Raw genomic sequence first — 19183 nt, 5'->3', positions numbered from 1 at the left:
GCTCCGTTGTCAGTGAGTGGCCTGGTTGACGCGCTGCGAGACCTGTTCGGCGCTTTCCACCCGCTCGGAGTAGCGGTCGGTGAGATAGGCGCTGCGGTCGCGGGTCAGCCAGGTGAACTTGACCAGCTCCTCGCAGACATCCACGACGCGCTGATAGAGCGGCGAGAGGCGCATGCGTCCGGCCTCATCGAATTCGTTGAAGGCCTTGGGTACCGAGGACTGGTTGGGGATGGTCAGCATGCGCATCCAGCGGCCGAGGACGCGCAGCTGGTTGACGGCATTGAAGCTCTGGCTGCCGCCGGAGACTTCCATGACGGCCAGTGTCTTGCCCTGGGTGGGGCGCACGCCGCCCAGCGCCAGGGGAATCCAGTCGATCTGGGCCTTCATGATGCCGGTCATGGCGCCGTGGCGCTCCGGGCTGACCCAGACCATGCCCTCGCTCCAGGTGGCCAGCTCGCGCAGTTCCTGCACCCTGGGGTGGTCGCTGTCGGCATCATCCGGCAGCGGCAGGCCGGCGGGGTTGAAGGTGCGCACTTCACAGCCGTACCAGCGCAACAGGCGGGCGGCTTCCTCGGCGAGCAGGCGCGAGTAGGAGCGTTCGCGCAGCGAGCCGTAGAGCACCAGGATACGCGGGGCATGCCGGGAGGCGTCGGGGCCGACCAGGGCGTCGATGTCGATGGGGTCGAGCTGCTCGGGGTCTATGTTGGGCAGGTCGTCTTGACTCATGGGGCTTGGGTCCTGCGGCTTCGGTGGAAGAGTCGCTCAGCTCGAGGGGGGCGAGCCCGGTTCGTCGCGGGTAGTCGGCGATGCCGCTGCTGAGGTGTCGCAGGCGTCAGGGTTGCCGGCACAGCAATCGCGCAGCAGGGCATCCAGAGTGCCTTGCAGGTGCTCGAGACAGGCGCGGTAGATGACCGAGCGACTCTGGCGGCGCGAGGTCACCAGGCCGGCCCGGGCCAGTACGCCCAGGTGTGTCGACATGGTGTTATGCGGCACATCCAGCTCACGGGCGATATCACCGGCGGGCAGGCCGTCCGGCTCGTGACGCACCAGCAGCCGGAACGTCTCGAGGCGCGTCGACTGCGACAGGGCGGAGAAAACATCGATCAAGCAGCTATTGTCCATATGTCGAGAATTACAGACATATTGAGCGAATGCAATGGAAGGTTGCATGACAGTGTATCCAGCGGTCTCGCGAGCGGGGTGCGGAGGGCGCAAGGCCCTGGCACCCCACGGCTGTCTCAGCCCAGCTCGAAGGGCACCTCGCCGGCTTCGTGGGCCAGCAGCCATTGCTTGCGGCCGATGCCGCCGGCATAGCCGGTGAGGCTGCCATCGCTGCCGATGACGCGGTGGCAGGGCACGACGATGGCCAGCGGGTTCTTGCCATTGGCGTTGCCGACGGCGCGCTGGCCGCCCTTGCAGCGGAGCTGGTCGGCGATTTCACCGTAGTTGCGCGTCTCGCCGAAGGGAATGGTCGACAGGGCGTCCCAGACACGCCGCTGGAAGTCGGTGCCGATGGGCGCGAGCGGCAGGTCGAAGGCGTGGCGCTGGCCATCGAAGTACTCGGCCAGTTGCTGGCGCGCGCGATCCGTTACCTCGCTGGGCTTGGGTTCGCCGTCCTGGCTCTGGACGAAGGCGATCTCGGTGAGGCCGCGGGCGTTGGCGGTCAGCTTGATCAGGCCCAGCGCGTCGCGCTGCGGGGGTTCGAAGTAGTCGAGCGCCTGGCTCATGGGGTTGCCTCCTTGTCCGTCGCATGCGGGACGTGAGTGTCGCGAGTCGATGCCTCCAGCGTATCGCGCGCCGGCGGCTGCGCCCATAGCTGGAGGGTCAGGTAGCTGCGCCAGGGCGCGGCCCCGGCCGGGTCGTATTCGCCCAGGTGGCCGAGCGCGCGGCGCACTCCGGCATCGCCTTCCAGCCAGATATCCGGGTGGCCGGTGCCGCGCATGGCGGCATAGCGGGCGGTCCAGGGGCCGATGCCCTTGAGGCTGGTCCACTGCAGTGGGTCCGCCATCCGCTCGGGCTCGGCAAAGGCGGCGGCCAAGCGTTGCAGGGTGGCCTTGCGGGCGCCGGGCATGCGCAGGAAGTCGAGTTCGCTGGCGGCGACCCGGGCGGGCGTGGGGAAGTATCGGCCCTGCGCGGTGGGCTCGCCGAGTTGCGCGACCAACCGGCTGACCAGCTGCCGGGCGGCGGTGATCGACACCTGCTGACCGAGGATGGCCCGCACGCCGGCCTCGAAGGGCGACCACACACCGGGCAGGCGCAATCCTTCGACCAGCGGCAGCTCGGGCAGCAGCCCTGTCAGATGCGCTTCGATGGTATGGGTGTCGGCATCCAGGTCGAGCACGCGGCGGATCTGTTGCACCACCTGGGGCAGCACGGACAGGTCGTCGAGCTCGAGTCGTACGCGGAAGGCGTGCTCCTCGGGGTGATGCTCGGCGGTGAACCAGCCGCGGGCATCGCCCCAGCTCACATGGCGGCCATAGTGATGTTCGCCGACCCACTCCAGCCCCTCGATGGCACGTTGGCGATGGAAGTCGTGGAGCGGCTGCCAGGCATAGGGTGGCCGGTAGGCGAGGCTCAGGGTCAGGCCATCGCCGGCGTCCTGTCCGCGGCGGCGCAGCTCACGCGGGGCCAGCCGGATATGCCGACGAAAGGCGTCATTGAAGCGTCGCAGACTGTGAAAGCCACTCGCATGGGCCACTTCGGTGACGGGCAGCGAGGTCTGATGCAGCAGTTGCTTGGCAAACAGGCACTGGCGGTGCAGGGCGTAGGTCTTCGGCGCGACGCCGAGGTGCTGCTGGAAGAGTTGCCGCAGGTAGCGCTCGCCGATGCCCAGCCGCTCGCACAGCTCCCCCAGGCTGCCCTCGCGCAGGGCACCCTCGTCGATCAGCCGCAGGGCGCGCTCGAAGGTCGTGCGGCTGCCTCGCCAGGCCGGGGAATGCGGGGCGCTGTCCGGCCGGCAGCGCAAACAGGGGCGGAAGCCGGCCTCGGCGGCGGCCAGGGCACTCGGATAGTAACGCACACGGCTCTCGCGGGAGGGCAGCGCCGGGCAGATCGGCCGGCAGTAGATGCCGGTGCTGTGCACCGCGACGAAGAAGCGGCCGTCGAAGCGGGCATCTCGCGCGAGCCGTGCCTGTCGGCATTGCTCCGTGGTCAGCTCGGGCAGCATCCCCGGACCGGGTGCGCTGGTGTCATCCATCCTCGGCTTCACGCCTGCTTCCTCCTGGCTCATGCGTCAGCCTGCAGTGTAGCGCGCCTGCCGGGTAAAACCGGCCGGAATCGGAGGTGATGCCAGGGAGGTCATCACTCCCGCTGGGTGCTGAGCGGGCCATTGGTCTTCAGGGTGTCCATGGCGACCTGGGTGGCGATGTCGTTAAGGCCTTCCATGGGGCTGACGACATTGGCGAGGAAGGCGGAGAGGGCGCTCAGACTCTCTACACAAACCTTGAGAATGAAGTCGTGCTGCCCGGTGACGGTATGGCATTCGATGACTTCGTCGCGTTCCAGCAGGCTGGCCACGACGCCCTGTGGGTCGCCCATCAGGCGCTTGTCCATGGAAAGAAAGATAAAGGCCGTGACGGCAAGCCCCAGGGCATCGGCGGACAAGCGCAGCGAGTAGCCCTGGATCACGCCCTCCCGCTCGAGCCGCGCCAGGCGTCGCGAGCACTGGCTGACCGAGAGGCTGACGGCTTCGGCAAGCTGGCCGAGCGTCAGGCGGGCATCACGCTGCATGTCATGCAGAATTTTCAGGTCGAATCGGTCCAGTGCAATCATTCGCTTGTTTTCAGTTGTGTGATGCAAAAGTATTGCGTTGATTCTGGCGAAAGAGCAGGAAAACGCAAGCCTCTTCCACGCCGGTTTCTCTAGAATGGTGGTCAGGTCGGCCGCAATGTTCGCGGCATGGCGTCGGGTTCCCGGCCGACCCTGTCCTGACCCTCTGGAGGCTTGCCCATGTCCGTTTCACTCGAAGATGCGCGTCAACGCGATCGCCAGGATCCGCTTGGCGCCTGGAAGGCGCACTTCGCGCTGCCGGAAGGCGTGCTCTATCTGGATGGCAATTCGCTCGGCGCTCAGCCGTTGGCGGCGCGTCAGGCCGTCGCCGGGACCCTGGATCAATGGCGCGACGAGCTGATCGGCGGCTGGAATCAGGGCTGGTTCGATGCGCCCGAACGACTCGGGCGGCTGCTCGCGCCCGTGCTGGGCGCCGGCGAAGACGAGGTGCTGGTCACCGACAACATTACCCTCAACCTCTTCAAGCTGCTGGGCTACATCCTTGGTCCGGGGAGCGAGAGCGGCCGGGCGGGGCGTGGCGTGGTATTGAGTGAGGGCGGCAATTTTCCAGCCGATGGCTACATCGCCGAGGGGTTCAGCCATCTGGCCGCTCATGAGCACCGGGTGCTGCCGGAGGGCGCACCGCTGGAGTCGCACCTCGAGGGCGTCGATGTGGTGGTGCTCAGTCAGGTCAACTATCGCACCGGGGCCCTGCGCGACATGGCGGACACCACGCGGCTGGTGCATGACCATGGCGCGGAGGTCATCTGGGACCTGGCCCACTCGGCCGGGGCGCTGCCGGTGGCACTCAACGCCTGCGATGTGCGCTACGCGGTTGGTTGTACCTACAAGTATCTGAATGGCGGGCCGGGGGCGCCGGGCTTCGTGCATGTGCGGCGCGATTATCAGACCCGCGGCTGGCAGCCGCTGTCGGGCTGGCACGGCCATGCCGCGCCGTTCGCCTTCGCGCCGGACTATGCGCCGGCCGCCGACCTGACCCGCTTTCGCACCGGTACCCACTCGGCGCTGGCCTATAGTGCGCTGGAGGCTTCGCTGGCGATGTGGGCGCGGGTCGACATGGCGGCGCTGCGCGACAAGAGCCTGGCGCTGACCGAGCTGTTCCGGGCGTGCCTGGCCGATGTCTTTGCGGCCCACGGCATCGAGGACATCACCCCGGCGCCCGAGGCGCGGGGCAGCCAGGTGTCGCTGGTGGCCGGCGAGCACGGCTTTGCCATTGTTCAGGCACTGATCGCCCGCGGGGTGATCGGCGATTATCGCGAGCCAGGCCTGATGCGCTTCGGTTTTGCGCCGCTCTACCTGAGCCACGAGGATGTCTGGCAGGCCGCGCGGCACTTCCGCGAGGTGGTGGAGAGCGGCGAATATCGGGCAGAGCGTTTTCAGGTGCGCTCGGAGGTGACCTGATGGCGGGCGCCGAGCGGGAGCAGGCTTACTTGCCGAGCCGCTGGGCGCGTGCCCCACAGGCCACGCTGGCACGCCAGGCCGAACTGGGAGTCCGCCTGCGTGAACGCCACCCACCACAGCCTTTGCGCTATGGAGCGGGGGCCGGGGAGGGGATCAACCTCTTTGTGCCGCCGTCGGGCCAGCCCCGGGGGCTGATGGTGTTTCTGCATGGCGGTTACTGGCAGGAGCTGGATGCCTCGGCAACCGACTTCCTGGCCGAGTCCTGGCTGGCGGCCGGCTGGGCCTTTGCGTCCGTGGATTATCCGCTGGCGCCCGGGGCTTCCATCGAGGCCATGGTAGAGGCCGTGCGGCGCGCGGTCACCCGCTTGCAGGACGCCCTGAGCGCCCGCTATCCCGGCATACGGGTCCATCTCGGGGGACACAGTGCCGGCGCCCACCTGGCGCTGATGAGCTGTCTGGGCGAGCCGCGGCTCACCGCGATCGACTCCTTGTGGTTGATCAGCGGCATTTACGACCTGCGGCCGCTGGTGGATACCTGTATCAATGCGCCCCTGGGGCTGGATCACGGGCGCGCCGCGCAGCTGAGTCCGCTGTGCCGGTCGCTTCAGGGACTGCCACCGCTAGGTCTGCTGTGCGGCGAACATGATCCGCCGGCCTTTCGCGCCCAGAGCGAGTGCCTCGTGCAACAGGCCAGGGCGGCGGACCTGCCCTGTCGGCTCAGACTGCGCGACGGCTGTGACCACTTCGACATTCTGGAACGGCTCGCGGATGAGCCGCACCACTTGCCCCCCGCCATACCGACAACCGGGCCGTCATGCCCGGCATCAGGAGGAGTCGCATGAGTCATTCCGACGAGAGCCCGACACCGCGGGGCGCCGTTAACCTGGAGGATGAGACCCGCGTTCACTGGGATCAGGACATGAGTTACGGCGAGTACCTGCAGCTCGAGCCCTTGCTGGCCTGTCAGCAGCCACTGTCCGGGGCGCATGATGAGATGCTGTTCGTGGTCATCCATCAGGTCTCCGAGCTGTGGCTCAAGCAGTGTCTCCACGAAGCGCATGCGGCGGCCCGGCACATTGCGGCGGACCAGCTCAGGCCGGCGTTCAAGATGCTCAGCCGGGTGGCGCGCATCCAGGAGCAGATGATTCAGGCCTGGGAGGTGCTGGTCACCATGACGCCCAGCGATTATGCGAGCTTCCGTGACAGCCTCGGTCAGAGCTCCGGCTTCCAGTCCTATCAGTATCGCGAGCTGGAGTTTCTGATGGGTAACAAGCATCCTGGCATGCTTCGCGCACATCGGGCGCATCCGGCCCGCTTCGAACGGCTCGCGGCCGTGCTGAACGCGCCGAGCCTGTATGACGTCAGCCTGCAGTTGCTGGCGCGGCGCGGCTTCGACCTGCCGGACGCGGTGCTGGAGCGCGACTGGTCGCAGCCCTATAGCGCCTCGGTCGCCGTGGAGGCCGTCTGGGCGGAGATCTACGCCGACACGGAAGGGCACTGGGAGCTTTATGAGCTGGCGGAAAAGCTCATCGATACCGAGTACAACTTCCACAAGTGGCGTTTCAGCCACATGAAAACCGTGGAGCGGATTATCGGCCACAAGAGCGGCACCGGCGGCACCTCGGGGGTGGGCTATCTGCAGAAGGCGCTCGAGTTGAAGTTCTTCCCCGAACTCTGGTCGGTCCGAACTTCCCTGTAGCCCGGCTTTGCAGGGATTTTGTTCGGCGACTTGCCTGGTGGCCCACGGCTTGCTTGACTGTGTTGAAGCCACTTCGGCCGTTGCCGATCATACGGAGATGTCAGATGTCGCAACCTCTTACCCGTCACAACCGTCCCCGCCAGGTGCTGGATGCCGTGAAGTCGGCCAATGCCGAGCTGGCCGAGGCGGATCGCGAGGCCAAGTACCTCAAGATGGCCGAGTCGCCCTACAGCTTCTTCCGGGGCACCAACCACCTCTACTGGGATGATGTCTGGCATGACTGGCGCTTCGCCCTGTATGGCGGTCTGCCGGAGACCCAGACTTGGTTGCAGGGCGATGCGCATGCCTACAACTTCGGGGCCTACGGCAGCCATGATGACAATGTGCGTTATGGCATGGACGATTTCGATGACGCCATGATCGGCGATTACCAGTACGACCTCTGGCGCCTGGCCGCCAGCCTGGTGCTGGATGCGCGGGAAAATGTCGGCCTCTCGCCCAAGGATATCTACAAGGCCCTGGCGGCCCTGACCGAGAGCTATCACGATGAGCTCGACAAGCACCAGAATGGCGAATCGCCGGACGGCGTGACCCTGGAGACGGCCAAGGGGCCGGTGGAACCCTTCCTCAAGAAGGTGGCCAAGAAGCGCAGCCGAGCCAAGATGCTCGACAAGTGGACGCAGCAGACCGATGACGGACGGCGCTTCGCGGACCGCCCGGAGAAGCTGGCCAGTCTGCCGGCGCATCTGGCCAGCCAGTTGCGCAAGGCCATCGAGGAGGAATACTGCCAGACCCTGCAGAGCGAACATGCCGAGGCCGATGCCTCGCACTTCACCATCAAGGACATGGCGCGTCGCCTGGACGCCGGCACTGGCTCGCTCGGCCTGGACCGTTTCTATGTGCTGATCGAGGGCGGGCGCGACCATGAACACGATGACGTGATTCTCGACGTCAAGCAGCAGACCGCGCCGGAGGGCTGGCACCTGCTGAGTGCCGCCGAGAAACGCACCTGGCGGCGTGCCTTTCCCCACGAAGGGGCCCGCCATGCGGCCGCCTTCCGTGCCATTGCCGAGCATCCCGACCCGTACCTCGGCTGGTTGCACCTGGGCGATACCGTCTTCTCGGTGCGCGAGCGCTCGCCCTTCAAGGACGACTTCCCGACCCACAAGCTGGACAGCAGCAAGGACTACCGCAAGCTGGTCAAGCGCTGGGGGCGGATCCTGGCCCGTGAGCATCTGCGCGGCGCCCAGGCCCTGTACCCGGATGACCCGGGCTGCTTCGCGCGCAACGTCTGCGCGCTGATCGAGGGCCAGGAAGAGCACTTTGCCGACATGATCGCCACCCTGGCCGTCAGCTATGCCCAGTGCGTTGCCCAGGACTACCGTACCTTCGTCGATAGCCTGGCCGAGCCAGCCGGGACGCCGCAGGACTGACGCCTCGGAGACGGCGGCTGGCGTTTCCGAGCCCGCCGCCGAGTGGTAGGGTGGCCGGCCCCATGCTCAAGCTGTTGAGCCCTGCTGCACAGGAGGCGTCATGTTCCCGAGCTTTTCCCTGCGTTACGCCCGCTTTCCCGATCACATGCGTGCGCTCTGCCAGCCGACGCAAGTGGCGTCGCCGCGGCTGTTTGCCTTCAATCGGCCGCTTGCCGAAGAGCTCGGTTTCGATCTTCAAGGCTATGATGACGAGCAGGCCACCCAGGTGTTCTCGGGCAATCGCACCCCGGAGGGCGCCGAGCCGGTGGCCATGGCCTATGCCGGCCACCAGTTCGCCAACTTCGTGCCGCAACTGGGCGATGGCCGTGCACTGCTGCTGGGCGAGGTGATCGATCAACACGGGCGATATCGGGATATCCAGCTCAAGGGCAGTGGGCGCACTCCCTTTTCGCGTGGTGGCGATGGCCGTTCGCCACTGGGGCCGGTGCTGCGTGAATACCTGGTCAGCGAGGCCATGCATGCGCTGGGTGTGCCGACCAGCCGGGCATTGGCGGCGGTGACCACCGGCGAGCGCGTGGTGCGCGGTGTGCCGGAGCCGGGAGCCGTCATGACGCGGGTCGCCGCCAGCCATCTGCGGGTCGGCACCTTCCAGTACTTCGCCGCGCGCGGCGATACCGAGGCGCTGCGCCTGCTGGCCGATGAAGCCATCGAGCGGCACTACCCGCATCTGCAGACGCTGACCGATGATGGCGAACGCTATCTGGCGCTGCTGGATGCCGTGGCGGAGCGTCAGGCCGAGCTGGTGGCGCGCTGGATGGGCGTCGGTTTCATTCATGGCGTCATGAACACCGATAACACCGCCATTTCCGGGGAAACCATCGATTATGGCCCCTGTGCCTTCATGGACAGGTTCAACCCGCGCACCGTCTTCAGCTCCATCGACGAGCAGGGGCGCTATGCCTACGTCAATCAGCCCGTGGTCCTGCAGTGGAACCTGGCCCGTTTCGCCGAGACCCTGGTGCCGCTGATCGACAGCGACAGTGATCGCGCCGTGGAGCGTGCCACGCCGATCATTCGCGACCTCGCCGATCGCTATGAGGCCAGCTGGCGCCAGGTCATGCGTGCCAAGCTGGGGCTTGCCACCGAGGAAGACGGCGATGGCGAGCTGGCCCAGGAGCTGCTGGATGCCATGCAGCAGGGGCGTGCCGACTTTCATCTGAGCTTTCGCTATCTGGCCGATGCCGTGGAGGCCGGCGGTGAAACGGCCAGGCTCAGCGGCGAATTCGAGCAGCGCGAGGCGCTGGACGCCTGGCTGCCGCGCTGGCGCGAACGCCTGGCGCGTGAAGGCGTGTCGCACGCCGACATCGTGGCGCGCCTGCAGGCCACCAATCCCGCCGTGGTGCCGCGCAATCACCGCGTCGCCGAGGCCATTGCCGCCGCCGAGCAGGACGACTTCGGCCCCTTCGAGGCGTTGCTGGCCGCGGTCACCAATCCCTACACGACGCCCGCCGGCGAGGTGGACTACACCCGTCCCCCGTGCGACGAAGAGCGGGTGCTGCGCACCTTCTGCGGCACCTGATAGCCCTACCGGCGGTTCCTGAGAGGGTCCCCTCTGCGCCCGATGCCCTCAGGGGAGTCGGGCGCTGTGTCATGCAGCGTCGGTGAGTCAAGCAGGCTGCCATGATGGGAATTATTTTAATAGCTAATCGATCTAAGGTTAGACTGAAAAGTTGGGTTATGCTGTCATGACGGCCTGACGGCCCGCCTCACGACACCCTGGTCGTGGCCGCAAGAGGAGTAGATCGCATGTCTCGACAGCCCATCGTCACCGCCTTTTTCGATGAACCCACGCATACCTTCAGTTACGTGGTTCAGGATCCCGACAGCCATGCCTGCGCCATTCTCGATTCGGTGTTGGACTTCGATTATGCGGCGGGGCGTACCGACGTGCGCTCGGCCAACGAGATTGTGGCCTTTGTCGAGGACAACGCCTTGCAGGTGGAGTGGGTTCTCGAGACCCATGTGCATGCCGATCATCTGTCGGCGGCGCCGTACCTGCATGAACGGCTCGGCGGTCGCACGGGCATCGGTGCCAATATCACCCTGGTGCAGGAAGTCTTCGGCAAGGCCTTCAACGCCGGCACTGCGTTTCAACGTGATGGCAGTCAGTTCGATCGCCTCTTCGAGGAAGGCGATACCCTTGCCATCGGTCAACTGGAAGGACGCGTGCTGCATACGCCGGGGCACACACCGGCCTGTCTGACCTATGTGATCGGTGATGCGGCCTTTGTCGGCGATACCCTGTTCATGACCGACTATGGCACGGCGCGCTGCGATTTCCCCGGCGGCGATGCCCGGACCCTCTACCGCTCGATTCAGAAGGTGCTGTCGCTGCCTGCCGAAACGCGTCTTTTCCTGTGTCACGACTACCCTACACCGGGACGCGACGAGTCCCGGCATTCCACCACCGTCGCCGAGCAGCGTGAGCACAACATCCATGTGCATGAGGGCGTCAGCGAGGAGGCTTTCGTCAGGATGCGCACCGAGCGAGATGCGACCCTGAACATGCCGCGCCTGATTCTGCCCGCCGTGCAGGTCAACATGCGGGCCGGCCGGATGCCGCCTGCCGAGGATAATGGTCAGGTCTATCTCAAGGTGCCGCTGAACCTGTTTTGATGCCTGGCCGAGATCTGACACAAGGCGCTCGCTGGATGACACTCGAACGATGGATACCGCTGCTGGGTTGGCTCAAGGGCTATCGCGCCGAGACCCTGGCCCGGGATGGCCTGGCGGCCGTGATCGTGACCCTGATGCTGGTGCCGCAGGCGCTGGCGTATGCATTGCTGGCCGGCCTGCCGCCGGAGGTGGGGCTCTATGCCAGCATGCTGCCACTGGTGTTGTATGCCTTGCTTGGCACCAGTGCCACTCTGGCGGTGGGCCCGGTGGCGGTCGCCTCGCTGATGACGGCGTCGGCGCTGGCCGGTATTGCCGAGCCGGGCAGTGCCGAGTATGTCGGCGCGGCGCTGGTACTGGCCGCGCTGTCCGGCCTGATGCTGGTCGGCATGGGAGTGCTGCGACTGGGCTTTCTGGCCAACTTTCTCAGCCACCCGGTGATTTCCGGGTTCGTCACGGCCTCCGGCCTGCTCATCGCCGCCAGCCAGCTGGGCCATATCCTCGGGATCGAGGCGTCCGGGCATAACCTCCTGGAGATGGCTACGTCACTGTTCGAGCGACTGGATACCCTCAACGGGGTCACGCTGATGATGGGGTTGGGGGTCTGGGCCTATCTCCTGCTGAGTCGTCGCTACCTGAAGTCCGGTCTGATGCGCCTCGGGCTGGCAGACGCTGTGGCCGGCCTGCTGACCAGGGCGGCGCCGGTCTCGGCGGTGGTCGTCACCACCCTGCTGGCCTGGTGGCTCAACCTGGGGGAGCGCGGGGTCGCGCTGGTGGGGGAGGTGCCCGGCGGCCTGCCCGCACTGGCGATGCCCTCACTGGAGGCCGACCTTTGGTCGGCTCTGCTGCCGGCGGCGTTGCTGATCAGCCTGGTGGGCTTTGTCGAATCGGTGTCGGTGGCCCAGACCCTGGCGGCCAAGCGACGCCAGCGCATCGATCCCAATCAGGAGTTGATTGCCCTGGGCATGGCCAACCTGGGGGCCGGTGTCAGTGGTGGGGCCCCGGTTTCCGGCGGCTTTTCGCGCTCGGTGGTCAACTTCGAGGCCGGGGCAGTAACTCCCCTGGCGGGCGCCTTGACGGCGCTGGGTATCGGCGTGGCGGCCCTGACCCTGACCGAGCCGCTGGCCTTTCTTCCCAGGGCGACGCTTGCCGCGACCATCATCGTGGCGGTCAGCACCCTGATCGACCTGCCGGCGATCAAGCGCACCTGGGCCTATTCGCGGGCCGATGGCATCGCCATGCTGGCGACGCTGCTGCTGACGCTCTTCCATGGCGTGGAGAGCGGCATCCTGGCGGGCGTGGTCCTGTCGCTGGGCCTGCATCTGTATCGCACCAGCCAGCCGCACAGTGCCGTGGTGGGGCGCGTGCCGGGCACCGAACACTTCCGCAATGTGCGCCGTCATGAGGTGGAAACCGATGAGCGGTTGAGCATTCTGCGGGTCGACGAGAGCCTGTATTTCGCCAATGCGCGCTATCTCGAGGATACCGTGATGGCGCTGGTCGCCCGGCAACCTGGAATCTCGCATGTCGTGCTGGCCTGTCAGGCGGTCAATCTGATCGATGCCTCGGCGCTGGAGAGCCTGGAAGCCATCAACAGTCGTCTCCGGGATGCCGGGGTGGCGCTGCATCTCGCCGAGGTCAAGGGGCCGGTCATGGATCGCCTGGAGCAGACCGATTTTCGTCATGAGCTGACGGGGCAGGTCTTCCTGAGCACCTATGAGGCCTGGCGTGCGCTGCACGAAGGTAGCCAGCCGGACCATGGCGGGTCGGGGACGGGAGTCGGCCCCTGAACGTAGAGGCGCGCGCCGAACGCCGGACCCAAAAAAGCCGCCTCGGGGTGGCGAGGCGGCTTGCGGTGGTTTCAGTCCGGCCGGCGGACGCTGTGGCGATCAGCCGAGGTCGAAGCGGTCGGCGTTCATGACCTTGTTCCAGGCGGCGACGAAGTCCCTGACGAACTTCTGCTTGGCATCGTCCTGGGCATAGACTTCGCTCAGCGCCCGCAGCTGAGCATTGGCACCGAATACCAGATCGATCCGGGTGGCGGTCCACTTGACCTCGCCGGTCTTGCGGTCGCGGCCCTCAAAGACGTCTTCTTCGTCGGAGACCGCCTGCCAGTCGGTTGCCATGTCGGTCAGGTTGACGAAGTAGTCGTTGGTCAGGCTGCCGGGGCGGTCCGTCAGGATGCCGTGCTTGACGTCACCGTAGTTGGCGCCCAACGCGCGCATGCCGCCCATCAGCACTGTCATCTCGGGGGCGCTGAGGCCCAGCAGCTGGGCGCGGTCGAGCATCATTTCCTCGTCGCGAATGGCGAACCTGGTGCGGCGATAATTGCGGAAGGCATCGGCCTCGGGACGCAGCACCTCGAAGGAGTCGGCATCGGTCTGTGCATCGGTGGCGTCGGTGCGACCCGGCGAGAAGGGCACTTCGATGTCGTGACCGGCCTCGCGGGCGGCCTTCTCGATGGCGGCGCCGCCGCCGAGCACGATCAGGTCGGCCAGCGAGATGCGCTTGTTGCCGGCCTGCGCAGCATTGAAGTCGTCCTGAATGCCTTCGAGGGTCTCGAGCACCTTGGCCAGCTGCTGCGGCTGGTTGACCTCCCAGTCCTTCTGCGGCGCCAGGCGGATGCGGGCGCCGTTGGCGCCGCCGCGCATGTCGGAGCCACGGAAGGTGCTGGCGGAGGACCAGGCGGTATAGACCAGCTCGCTGACCGTGAGGCCGGACCCCAGCAGCTTGCGCTTGAGTTCCGCGACATCCTGGGCATCGACCAGGTCATGATCCACGGGCGGTACCGGGTCCTGCCAGATCAGGTCTTCACTGGGCACTTCGGGGCCCAGGTAGCGGTCCTTGGGGCCCATGTCGCGGTGCGTCAGCTTGAACCAGGCCCGGGCGAAGGCATCGGCGAAGGCTTCCGGATTTTCGTGGAAACGCCGCGAGATCTTCTCGTAGGCCGGGTCGTAACGCAGCGACAGGTCGGTGACCAGCATGGTCGGCGCGCGACGCGGGGAGTCGGGCTCGGGCCCGGGCATTTCATCGCCCCGCGCGTCCTTGGCGATGAACTGGTAGGCGCCGGCCGGGCTCTTGGTCAGCTCCCATTCATAGCCGAAGAGGTTGTCGAAGAAGTAGTTGCTCCACTGGGTGGGGGTCTGGGACCAGATGACCTCGGGACCGCCGCCCATGGTGTCTTCGCCCATGCCCTTGCCGTGACGGCTCTTCCAGCCCAGTCCCATCTGTTCGATGGGCGCGGCTTCCGGTTCGGCCTCGACCTGCTCCTCGGTGCCCGCGCCATGGGTCTTGCCGAAGGTGTGGCCGCCGGCGATCAGGGCCACGGTCTCTTCGTCGTCCATGGCCATGCGCGAGAAGGTTTCGCGGATGTCGTGGGCGGCCTTGACCGGGTCGGGCTCGCCTTCGGGGCCCTCGGGGTTCACATAGATCAGGCCCATGTGGGTGGCGCCCAGCGGATTCTCGAGCTCCCGCTCCTGCTTGTCGACGATGCGCTCGTCACTGCCGAGCCATTCCTTTTCGGCGCCCCAGTAGATGTCGTCCTCGGGTTCCCAGGTGTCCTCGCGGCCGCCGGCGAAGCCGAAGGTCTTGAGCCCCATGGATTCCAGAGCCACATTGCCGGCCAGGACATAGAGGTCGGCCCAGGAGATTTTGTTACCGTACTTCTGCTTGATCGGCCAGAGCAGGCGACGCGCCTTGTCGAGGTTGACGTTGTCGGGCCAGCTGTTGAGCGGCGCGAAGCGTTGCTGGCCGCCACCGGCCCCGCCACGGCCATCACCCATGCGGTAGGTGCCGGCGCTGTGCCAGGCCATGCGAATCATCAGGCCGCCATAGTGGCCGAAGTCGGCCGGCCACCAGTCCTGGGAGTCGGTCATCAGTCGGGTGAGGTCCTGCTTGACCGCGGCAAGATCGAGTTTCTTGAATTCCTCGGCGTAGTTGAAGTCTTCACCCAGCGGGTTGGAGCTGCCGGTGTGCTGATGAAGGATGCCGATGTTGAGCTGGTTGGGCCACCAGTCACGATTTTCCGTGCCCTGGCCCCGAACATTGGTATTACTGCCGTGCATGACGGGGCACTGACCGGCGGCCCCGCTGTTGTGATGTTCGCTCATGGTGTATCTCCTCGATTGCTGACGGTCCTGGATGTGACGCCGCAGTTAAAGAACCTGCTGCCGGAAACCGGGGCTTTCCCGAGGAAATCGCGGTTTCCGCAGCGTGTCTTTTCATTATTAATTTATGCCGTGTTGCCGGGACGTGACCAACTGCCTTTGCCAACCATCGTGATAGTGACGTTTTATGGCGCTGGGGCGGTGCCGGCTCGACGCTCACCCGAGACGGGCGGACGCGGTACCGACTATTGGCGCGTTGTGGCGCGACACGCCGTCTGGCTAGACTCGACGTCATCAGGGGCCTGTCAGAGCGCGGCGTGATACGCCGCCTGACGAGCCCTGGCGCGTTTTCCCCTCGTTACAGGAGCATGCTCATGTCCGTGCGCGAGATCCCGATGTATATCGATGGCCAGGCTTTCCTCTCTCAGAGTCAGGATAAGCGCGATGTGGTCAATCCGGCTACCCAGGAAGTGGTGGCCCGTGTGCCTTTCTGCTCGGTGGAGGACGTCGACCGCGCCGTGGCCAGTGCCCGGCAGGCCTTCAGGAGCTGGCGCAAGGTGCCGCTGGCCCGACGTCAGCGCATCATGCTCGAGCTGCAGGCGTTGATTCGCGAGCACAGCGAGGAGCTGGCCGCGCTGATCACCGAGGAGCACGGCAAGACGCTGCCGGATGCCGCCGGCGAGGTGGGGCGTGGCCTGGAAGTGGTCGAACATGCCTGCTCCATCACCTCCCTGCAGCTTGGCGAGCTGGCCGAGAATGCCGCCAGCGAGGTGGATGTCTATACGCTCAACCAGCCGTTGGGCGTCGGTGCCGGCATCACGGCGTTCAACTTCCCGATCATGTTGCCCTGTTTCATGTTCCCGCTGGCCATCGCCACCGGCAATACCTTCGTGCTCAAGCCGTCCGAGCAGGACCCGGGTGCCACCATGCGGCTGGTCGAGCTGGCGCATGAGGCGGGGGTGCCGCCGGGCGTGCTGAATGTGGTGCATGGTGGGCCTGAGGTCGCCAATCGGCTGTGTGACCATCCGGACATCAAGGCGATGTCGTTCATCGGCTCGACCCATGTCGGCACCCAGCTGTATCGGCGTGCCAGCGAGGCCGGCAAACGCGTCCAGGCGATGATGGGCGCCAAGAACCATTGTGTCGTCATGCCGGATGCCAATCGCAGCCAGGCCATCAACAACCTGCTGGGTTCGGCCTTCGGCGCCGCCGGGCAGCGCTGCATGGCCAACTCGGTGGTGGTGTTGGTGGGCGAGGCCCGCGAGTGGCTGGCGGATCTGGCCGAGGGCGCGCGCCGCATGGTGGTAGGGCCCGGCACCCAGCGCGATGCCGACCTCGGGCCTCTGGTTTCGCCGGCGGCCAAGGCACGGGTGGAGGAACTGATTGGCGTGGGTGAGCGCGAAGGAGCCACGCTGCTGGTCGATGGTCGCGGCTGCCAGGTGGACGGGTATCCGGATGGCAACTTCGTCGGCCCGACACTGTTCAGCGATGTCACGCCGGAGATGACGATCTATCGCGAGGAGGTCTTCGGCCCGGTACTCTGTGTGGTGGCGGTCGAGACGCTGGATGAGGCCATCGACTTCATCAATGCCAACCCCAATGGCAACGGTACCTCGATCTTCACCAACTCCGGCTGGGTCGCGCGGCGCTTCGAGTCCGACATCGACGTCGGCCAGGTGGGCATCAATGTGCCGATTCCGGTGCCGGTGGCCTATTTCAGTTTCACCGGCTCGCGAGGGTCGAAGCTGGGCGACATGGGCCCCAACGGCAAGCAGGCCGTTGCCTTCTGGACGCAGACCAAGACCGTTACCGCCCGCTGGTTCGAGCCCGAAAACGTTTCCAGCGGCATCAACAGCACCATATCGCTGAGTTGATTCGGCGCGTCATGATTCGTCAGCCAAGAGAGGTTGCATGCAGGATTCGTTATCGAAGCTGGGCCACAAGGGCACACCGGAACTCGGGCCGTCATTGCTGGGCGGGGTGAGCCTGCCGGCGGCGGTGCTGCATGAGGCGGCGCTGGCGCATAACCTGGCGTGGATGCAGCGTTTTGCCGAGTCGCATGGCGCCCGGCTGGCACCACACGGCAAGACCACCATGACGCCGGCGCTGTTCCGTCGCCAGCTCGAGGCGGGGGCCTGGGGCATCACCCTGGCCACCGCGCCACAGTGCCGCGCAGCCTTTGCCAGTGGCGTCGTGCGCGTACTGATGGCCAACCAACTGGTGGGCCAGGCCAACATGGCAATCATCGCCGAATTGCTCGAGGCGGGCGCTGACTTCCATTGCGTGGTCGATAGTGAGGACAACGCCCGGGAACTCGGGCACTTTTTCGCCAAACGCAACCTGACGCTCAAGGTGCTGATCGAGCTGGGCGTCGCGGGCGGCCGTACCGGCTGCCGCTCCGTGGAGGCGGTCAGGGAACTGGCGCGGGTCGTCGATGCCGAGCCGGGCCTGGCCCTGGCCGGCATGGAGGGCTACGAGGGCGTGGTGCATGCCGAGGATCCGGTACCGGCGATTCGCGATTATGCCACGCGGCTGGTCGAGGCGGCGCGTTGCCTCGACGACGAGGGGCGGTTCGCCGTGGACCTGCCCATTATCACCGCGTCGGGGTCGGCCTGGTACGACCTGATCGCCGAGGCCTTCGATACGGCCGAGCTGCGTCGACGCTTCACGCCGGTGATTCGTCCCGGCTGCTATGTGGTGCATGATCACGGCATCTACCGCCAGGCCCAGCAGGGTGTGCTGTCACGCCGCCCCGATCTGCACGCAGGCCTGCGCCCGGCGCTCGAGGTCTTTGCTCAGGTGCAGTCCCTGCCGGAACCGGGATTGGCCATCGTGGCGCTGGGCAAGCGCGATATCGGCGCCGATCAGTTGCCCGAACCATTGCGCCGCTATCGGGAAGGCGGCGCGGTGGACGAGGTGCTGAGCGTCGACGGCTGGGAGATCACCAGGCTGATGGACCAGCATGCCTTCATCCGCCTGCCGGACTCGGCCGATGATGTGCGCATCGGCGATGTGGTGGCCTTTGGCGCCTCGCACCCCTGCCTGACCTTCGACAAGTGGCGGCGGATCTGCCGGGTCGATGAGCGGCTGGACGTCACGGAGGTCATGGACACCGCTTTCTGAGCACCAAAAAAAGGCCATGACGTCCCGGTCATGGCCATATCAAGGGAAGGTACTGCGCTTTCTTCGCCAGAGGTTGGTGTTGATGAGTGAATACCTCGCTGATGGATCAAGTGGGGGTCTCGTTGACCCTGTGTCTACTGCCGCGTTGATGATGATGTCTCATGCTCCAGATGGAATCGGGTGAGGCAAATCAGCGGTAGGTCAGTCGCATGTAACCCGGTGATTGCTGCAGGTACTGCATGATCTGGCCTTCCCCGCCTGTCAGGCGCTCACCGTCCAGTGTGTGCCAGCTTTGTTCAGCCGTGCTGGTTGCCGAAACCTCTCGAGATACACCCTGCTCACTGATGTAGCACTCTGTGCGCGGCAGCGAGTTGGTGGTCTGCATCTGCGTTTCGCAGCCCGGCTCTGAAATAGCACCCTGAAACCTGATAGTGCTGCCTGCGGCGATGGCCTGTGTCGTGATCATCAAGCCTGCCACCAGGCAGGTACCAGCTGCCATCCACATCGAGCGACCGAAATGTGCCTTCCGCTGGTGTTTCAGTTTGCCTTGCTCAATGCGCTCGGCAGCTTCAGGGCCTTCGCTGGCCGTAGCGACCTTGTGTTGGCGATGGCGAATGAGGGTAGTCATTTTGACCTCCCATGAAGCTTGGGCATTGAATACAGCTCCTGTGTGAATCTCTCCTGAGCTGTGTCTATTAACAATAGTTCATTTAGAGTATGACACAAGTAGTAATAAATGGTTTTATTGTGCTAATTCGATGATGGCGTGATTTGTGGATTATAATCATGCTTTTATGAGATGAGATGAGGTGATTGGAGAGGAGGGAGCCCTGGGGTCGCCGCAGGGCTTGCTGTACCGGGTCCGGCATCCGCGGGCCGATGGACGGGAACCAGAGTTAGCATCGGGCCGATGATGTGGCATCATGGGCACGCGTTGACGGCGGGTTCGCCATGTCATG

At 65.6% G+C, this 19183-nt stretch carries 16 protein-coding genes; 9 read left to right on the top strand and 7 right to left on the bottom strand.

Annotated elements, in window-relative coordinates:
* Positions 1–9: 9 nt before the first annotated feature.
* From arsH to QWY79_RS05085, 5 genes are all read right to left on the bottom strand, one after another.
* Positions 10–726, bottom strand: coding sequence for an arsenical resistance protein ArsH (gene arsH / locus QWY79_RS05105; protein WP_290270541.1), 717 nt, complete (start codon positions 724–726; stop codon positions 10–12).
* Between the two features lie 36 nt (positions 727–762).
* Positions 763–1107 (bottom strand): ArsR/SmtB family transcription factor, encoded by a 345-nt coding sequence (locus QWY79_RS05100; protein ID WP_290270539.1) that lies wholly within the window; start codon positions 1105–1107, stop codon positions 763–765.
* Between the two features lie 131 nt (positions 1108–1238).
* Entirely contained in the window at positions 1239–1727 is a 489-nt protein-coding gene (locus tag QWY79_RS05095; protein WP_290270537.1) for a methylated-DNA--[protein]-cysteine S-methyltransferase, read from the bottom strand.
* Complete coding sequence (locus QWY79_RS05090) at positions 1724–3208, bottom strand: DNA-3-methyladenine glycosylase 2 family protein (protein WP_290270535.1); 1485 nt, start codon at positions 3206–3208, stop codon at positions 1724–1726. Before QWY79_RS05090 ends, QWY79_RS05095 begins: the two co-directional genes overlap by 4 nt.
* 92 nt (positions 3209–3300) lie before the next feature.
* A complete protein-coding gene (locus QWY79_RS05085) occupies positions 3301–3771 on the bottom strand; it encodes an Lrp/AsnC family transcriptional regulator (RefSeq protein ID WP_290270532.1) in 471 nt (156 codons plus the stop codon).
* Between the two features lie 177 nt (positions 3772–3948).
* On the opposite strand from QWY79_RS05085, the gene kynU reads away from it, so the two are divergent.
* From kynU to QWY79_RS05050, 7 genes are all read left to right on the top strand, one after another.
* Positions 3949–5190, top strand: a complete 1242-nt coding sequence (gene kynU, locus QWY79_RS05080; protein ID WP_290270530.1) for a kynureninase — start codon at positions 3949–3951, stop codon at positions 5188–5190.
* A complete protein-coding gene (locus QWY79_RS05075; protein WP_290270529.1) occupies positions 5190–6032 on the top strand; it encodes an alpha/beta hydrolase in 843 nt (280 codons plus the stop codon). The genes kynU and QWY79_RS05075 overlap by 1 nt, the downstream gene beginning before the upstream one ends.
* Positions 6029–6889 carry a tryptophan 2,3-dioxygenase gene (kynA, locus tag QWY79_RS05070; protein ID WP_290270527.1) on the top strand — a complete coding sequence of 287 codons (861 nt, stop codon included), beginning with the start codon at positions 6029–6031 and terminating at the stop codon, positions 6887–6889. The genes QWY79_RS05075 and kynA overlap by 4 nt, the downstream gene beginning before the upstream one ends.
* A 104-nt stretch (positions 6890–6993) precedes the next feature.
* Positions 6994–8322, top strand: coding sequence for a DUF2252 domain-containing protein (locus tag QWY79_RS05065; RefSeq protein ID WP_290270525.1), 1329 nt, complete (start codon positions 6994–6996; stop codon positions 8320–8322).
* 100 nt (positions 8323–8422) lie between these two features.
* On the top strand, positions 8423–9901 hold the full coding sequence (locus QWY79_RS05060; RefSeq protein ID WP_290270522.1) for a protein adenylyltransferase SelO: 1479 nt from the start codon (positions 8423–8425) through the stop codon (positions 9899–9901).
* 227 nt (positions 9902–10128) lie between these two features.
* A complete protein-coding gene (locus tag QWY79_RS05055) occupies positions 10129–10998 on the top strand; it encodes an MBL fold metallo-hydrolase (RefSeq protein WP_290270520.1) in 870 nt (289 codons plus the stop codon).
* 35 nt (positions 10999–11033) lie between these two features.
* Positions 11034–12785, top strand: a complete 1752-nt coding sequence (locus QWY79_RS05050) for a SulP family inorganic anion transporter (RefSeq protein ID WP_290270518.1) — start codon at positions 11034–11036, stop codon at positions 12783–12785.
* Positions 12786–12884: 99 nt separating this feature from the next.
* Here the strand turns inward: QWY79_RS05050 and katG are convergent, their stop codons facing one another.
* A complete protein-coding gene (gene katG / locus QWY79_RS05045) occupies positions 12885–15104 on the bottom strand; it encodes a catalase/peroxidase HPI (RefSeq protein WP_290270515.1) in 2220 nt (739 codons plus the stop codon).
* 371 nt (positions 15105–15475) lie between these two features.
* On the opposite strand from katG, the gene QWY79_RS05040 reads away from it, so the two are divergent.
* Entirely contained in the window at positions 15476–16975 is a 1500-nt protein-coding gene (locus tag QWY79_RS05040; protein ID WP_290270513.1) for a CoA-acylating methylmalonate-semialdehyde dehydrogenase, read from the top strand.
* A 37-nt stretch (positions 16976–17012) separates the two neighbouring features.
* Positions 17013–18224: an amino acid deaminase gene (locus tag QWY79_RS05035; RefSeq protein ID WP_290270512.1), complete on the top strand. Its 1212-nt coding sequence runs from the start codon at positions 17013–17015 to the stop codon at positions 18222–18224.
* Positions 18225–18414: 190 nt separating this feature from the next.
* Here the strand turns inward: QWY79_RS05035 and QWY79_RS05030 are convergent, their stop codons facing one another.
* Positions 18415–18852 carry a hypothetical protein gene (locus tag QWY79_RS05030; protein WP_290270510.1) on the bottom strand — a complete coding sequence of 146 codons (438 nt, stop codon included), beginning with the start codon at positions 18850–18852 and terminating at the stop codon, positions 18415–18417.
* Positions 18853–19183: the final 331 nt, after the last annotated feature.

Source organism: Halomonas sabkhae, assembly GCF_030409265.1.
In the GTDB taxonomy this organism is placed as follows: Bacteria; Pseudomonadota; Gammaproteobacteria; order Pseudomonadales; family Halomonadaceae; genus Halomonas; species Halomonas halmophila.
Note: the sequence above shows the minus strand (reverse complement) of the source record. Positions and strands in the feature narration are given on the sequence as shown.

What these genes read in the sequence shown, in the direction of transcription:
- arsH (WP_290270541.1), bottom strand. Translation starts at nt 726, where the DNA reads ATGAGTCAAGACGACCTGCCCAACATAGACCCCGAGCAGCTCGACCCC.
- QWY79_RS05095 (WP_290270537.1), bottom strand. Translation starts at nt 1,727, where the DNA reads ATGAGCCAGGCGCTCGACTACTTCGAACCCCCGCAGCGCGACGCGCTG.
- QWY79_RS05085 (WP_290270532.1), bottom strand. Translation starts at nt 3,771, where the DNA reads ATGATTGCACTGGACCGATTCGACCTGAAAATTCTGCATGACATGCAG.
- kynU (WP_290270530.1), top strand. Translation starts at nt 3,949, where the DNA reads ATGTCCGTTTCACTCGAAGATGCGCGTCAACGCGATCGCCAGGATCCG.
- QWY79_RS05075 (WP_290270529.1), top strand. Translation starts at nt 5,190, where the DNA reads ATGGCGGGCGCCGAGCGGGAGCAGGCTTACTTGCCGAGCCGCTGGGCG.
- kynA (WP_290270527.1), top strand. Translation starts at nt 6,029, where the DNA reads ATGAGTCATTCCGACGAGAGCCCGACACCGCGGGGCGCCGTTAACCTG.
- QWY79_RS05065 (WP_290270525.1), top strand. Translation starts at nt 6,994, where the DNA reads ATGTCGCAACCTCTTACCCGTCACAACCGTCCCCGCCAGGTGCTGGAT.
- QWY79_RS05060 (WP_290270522.1), top strand. Translation starts at nt 8,423, where the DNA reads ATGTTCCCGAGCTTTTCCCTGCGTTACGCCCGCTTTCCCGATCACATG.
- QWY79_RS05055 (WP_290270520.1), top strand. Translation starts at nt 10,129, where the DNA reads ATGTCTCGACAGCCCATCGTCACCGCCTTTTTCGATGAACCCACGCAT.
- QWY79_RS05050 (WP_290270518.1), top strand. Translation starts at nt 11,034, where the DNA reads ATGACACTCGAACGATGGATACCGCTGCTGGGTTGGCTCAAGGGCTAT.
- katG (WP_290270515.1), bottom strand. Translation starts at nt 15,104, where the DNA reads ATGAGCGAACATCACAACAGCGGGGCCGCCGGTCAGTGCCCCGTCATG.
- QWY79_RS05040 (WP_290270513.1), top strand. Translation starts at nt 15,476, where the DNA reads ATGTCCGTGCGCGAGATCCCGATGTATATCGATGGCCAGGCTTTCCTC.
- QWY79_RS05035 (WP_290270512.1), top strand. Translation starts at nt 17,013, where the DNA reads ATGCAGGATTCGTTATCGAAGCTGGGCCACAAGGGCACACCGGAACTC.
- QWY79_RS05030 (WP_290270510.1), bottom strand. Translation starts at nt 18,852, where the DNA reads ATGACTACCCTCATTCGCCATCGCCAACACAAGGTCGCTACGGCCAGC.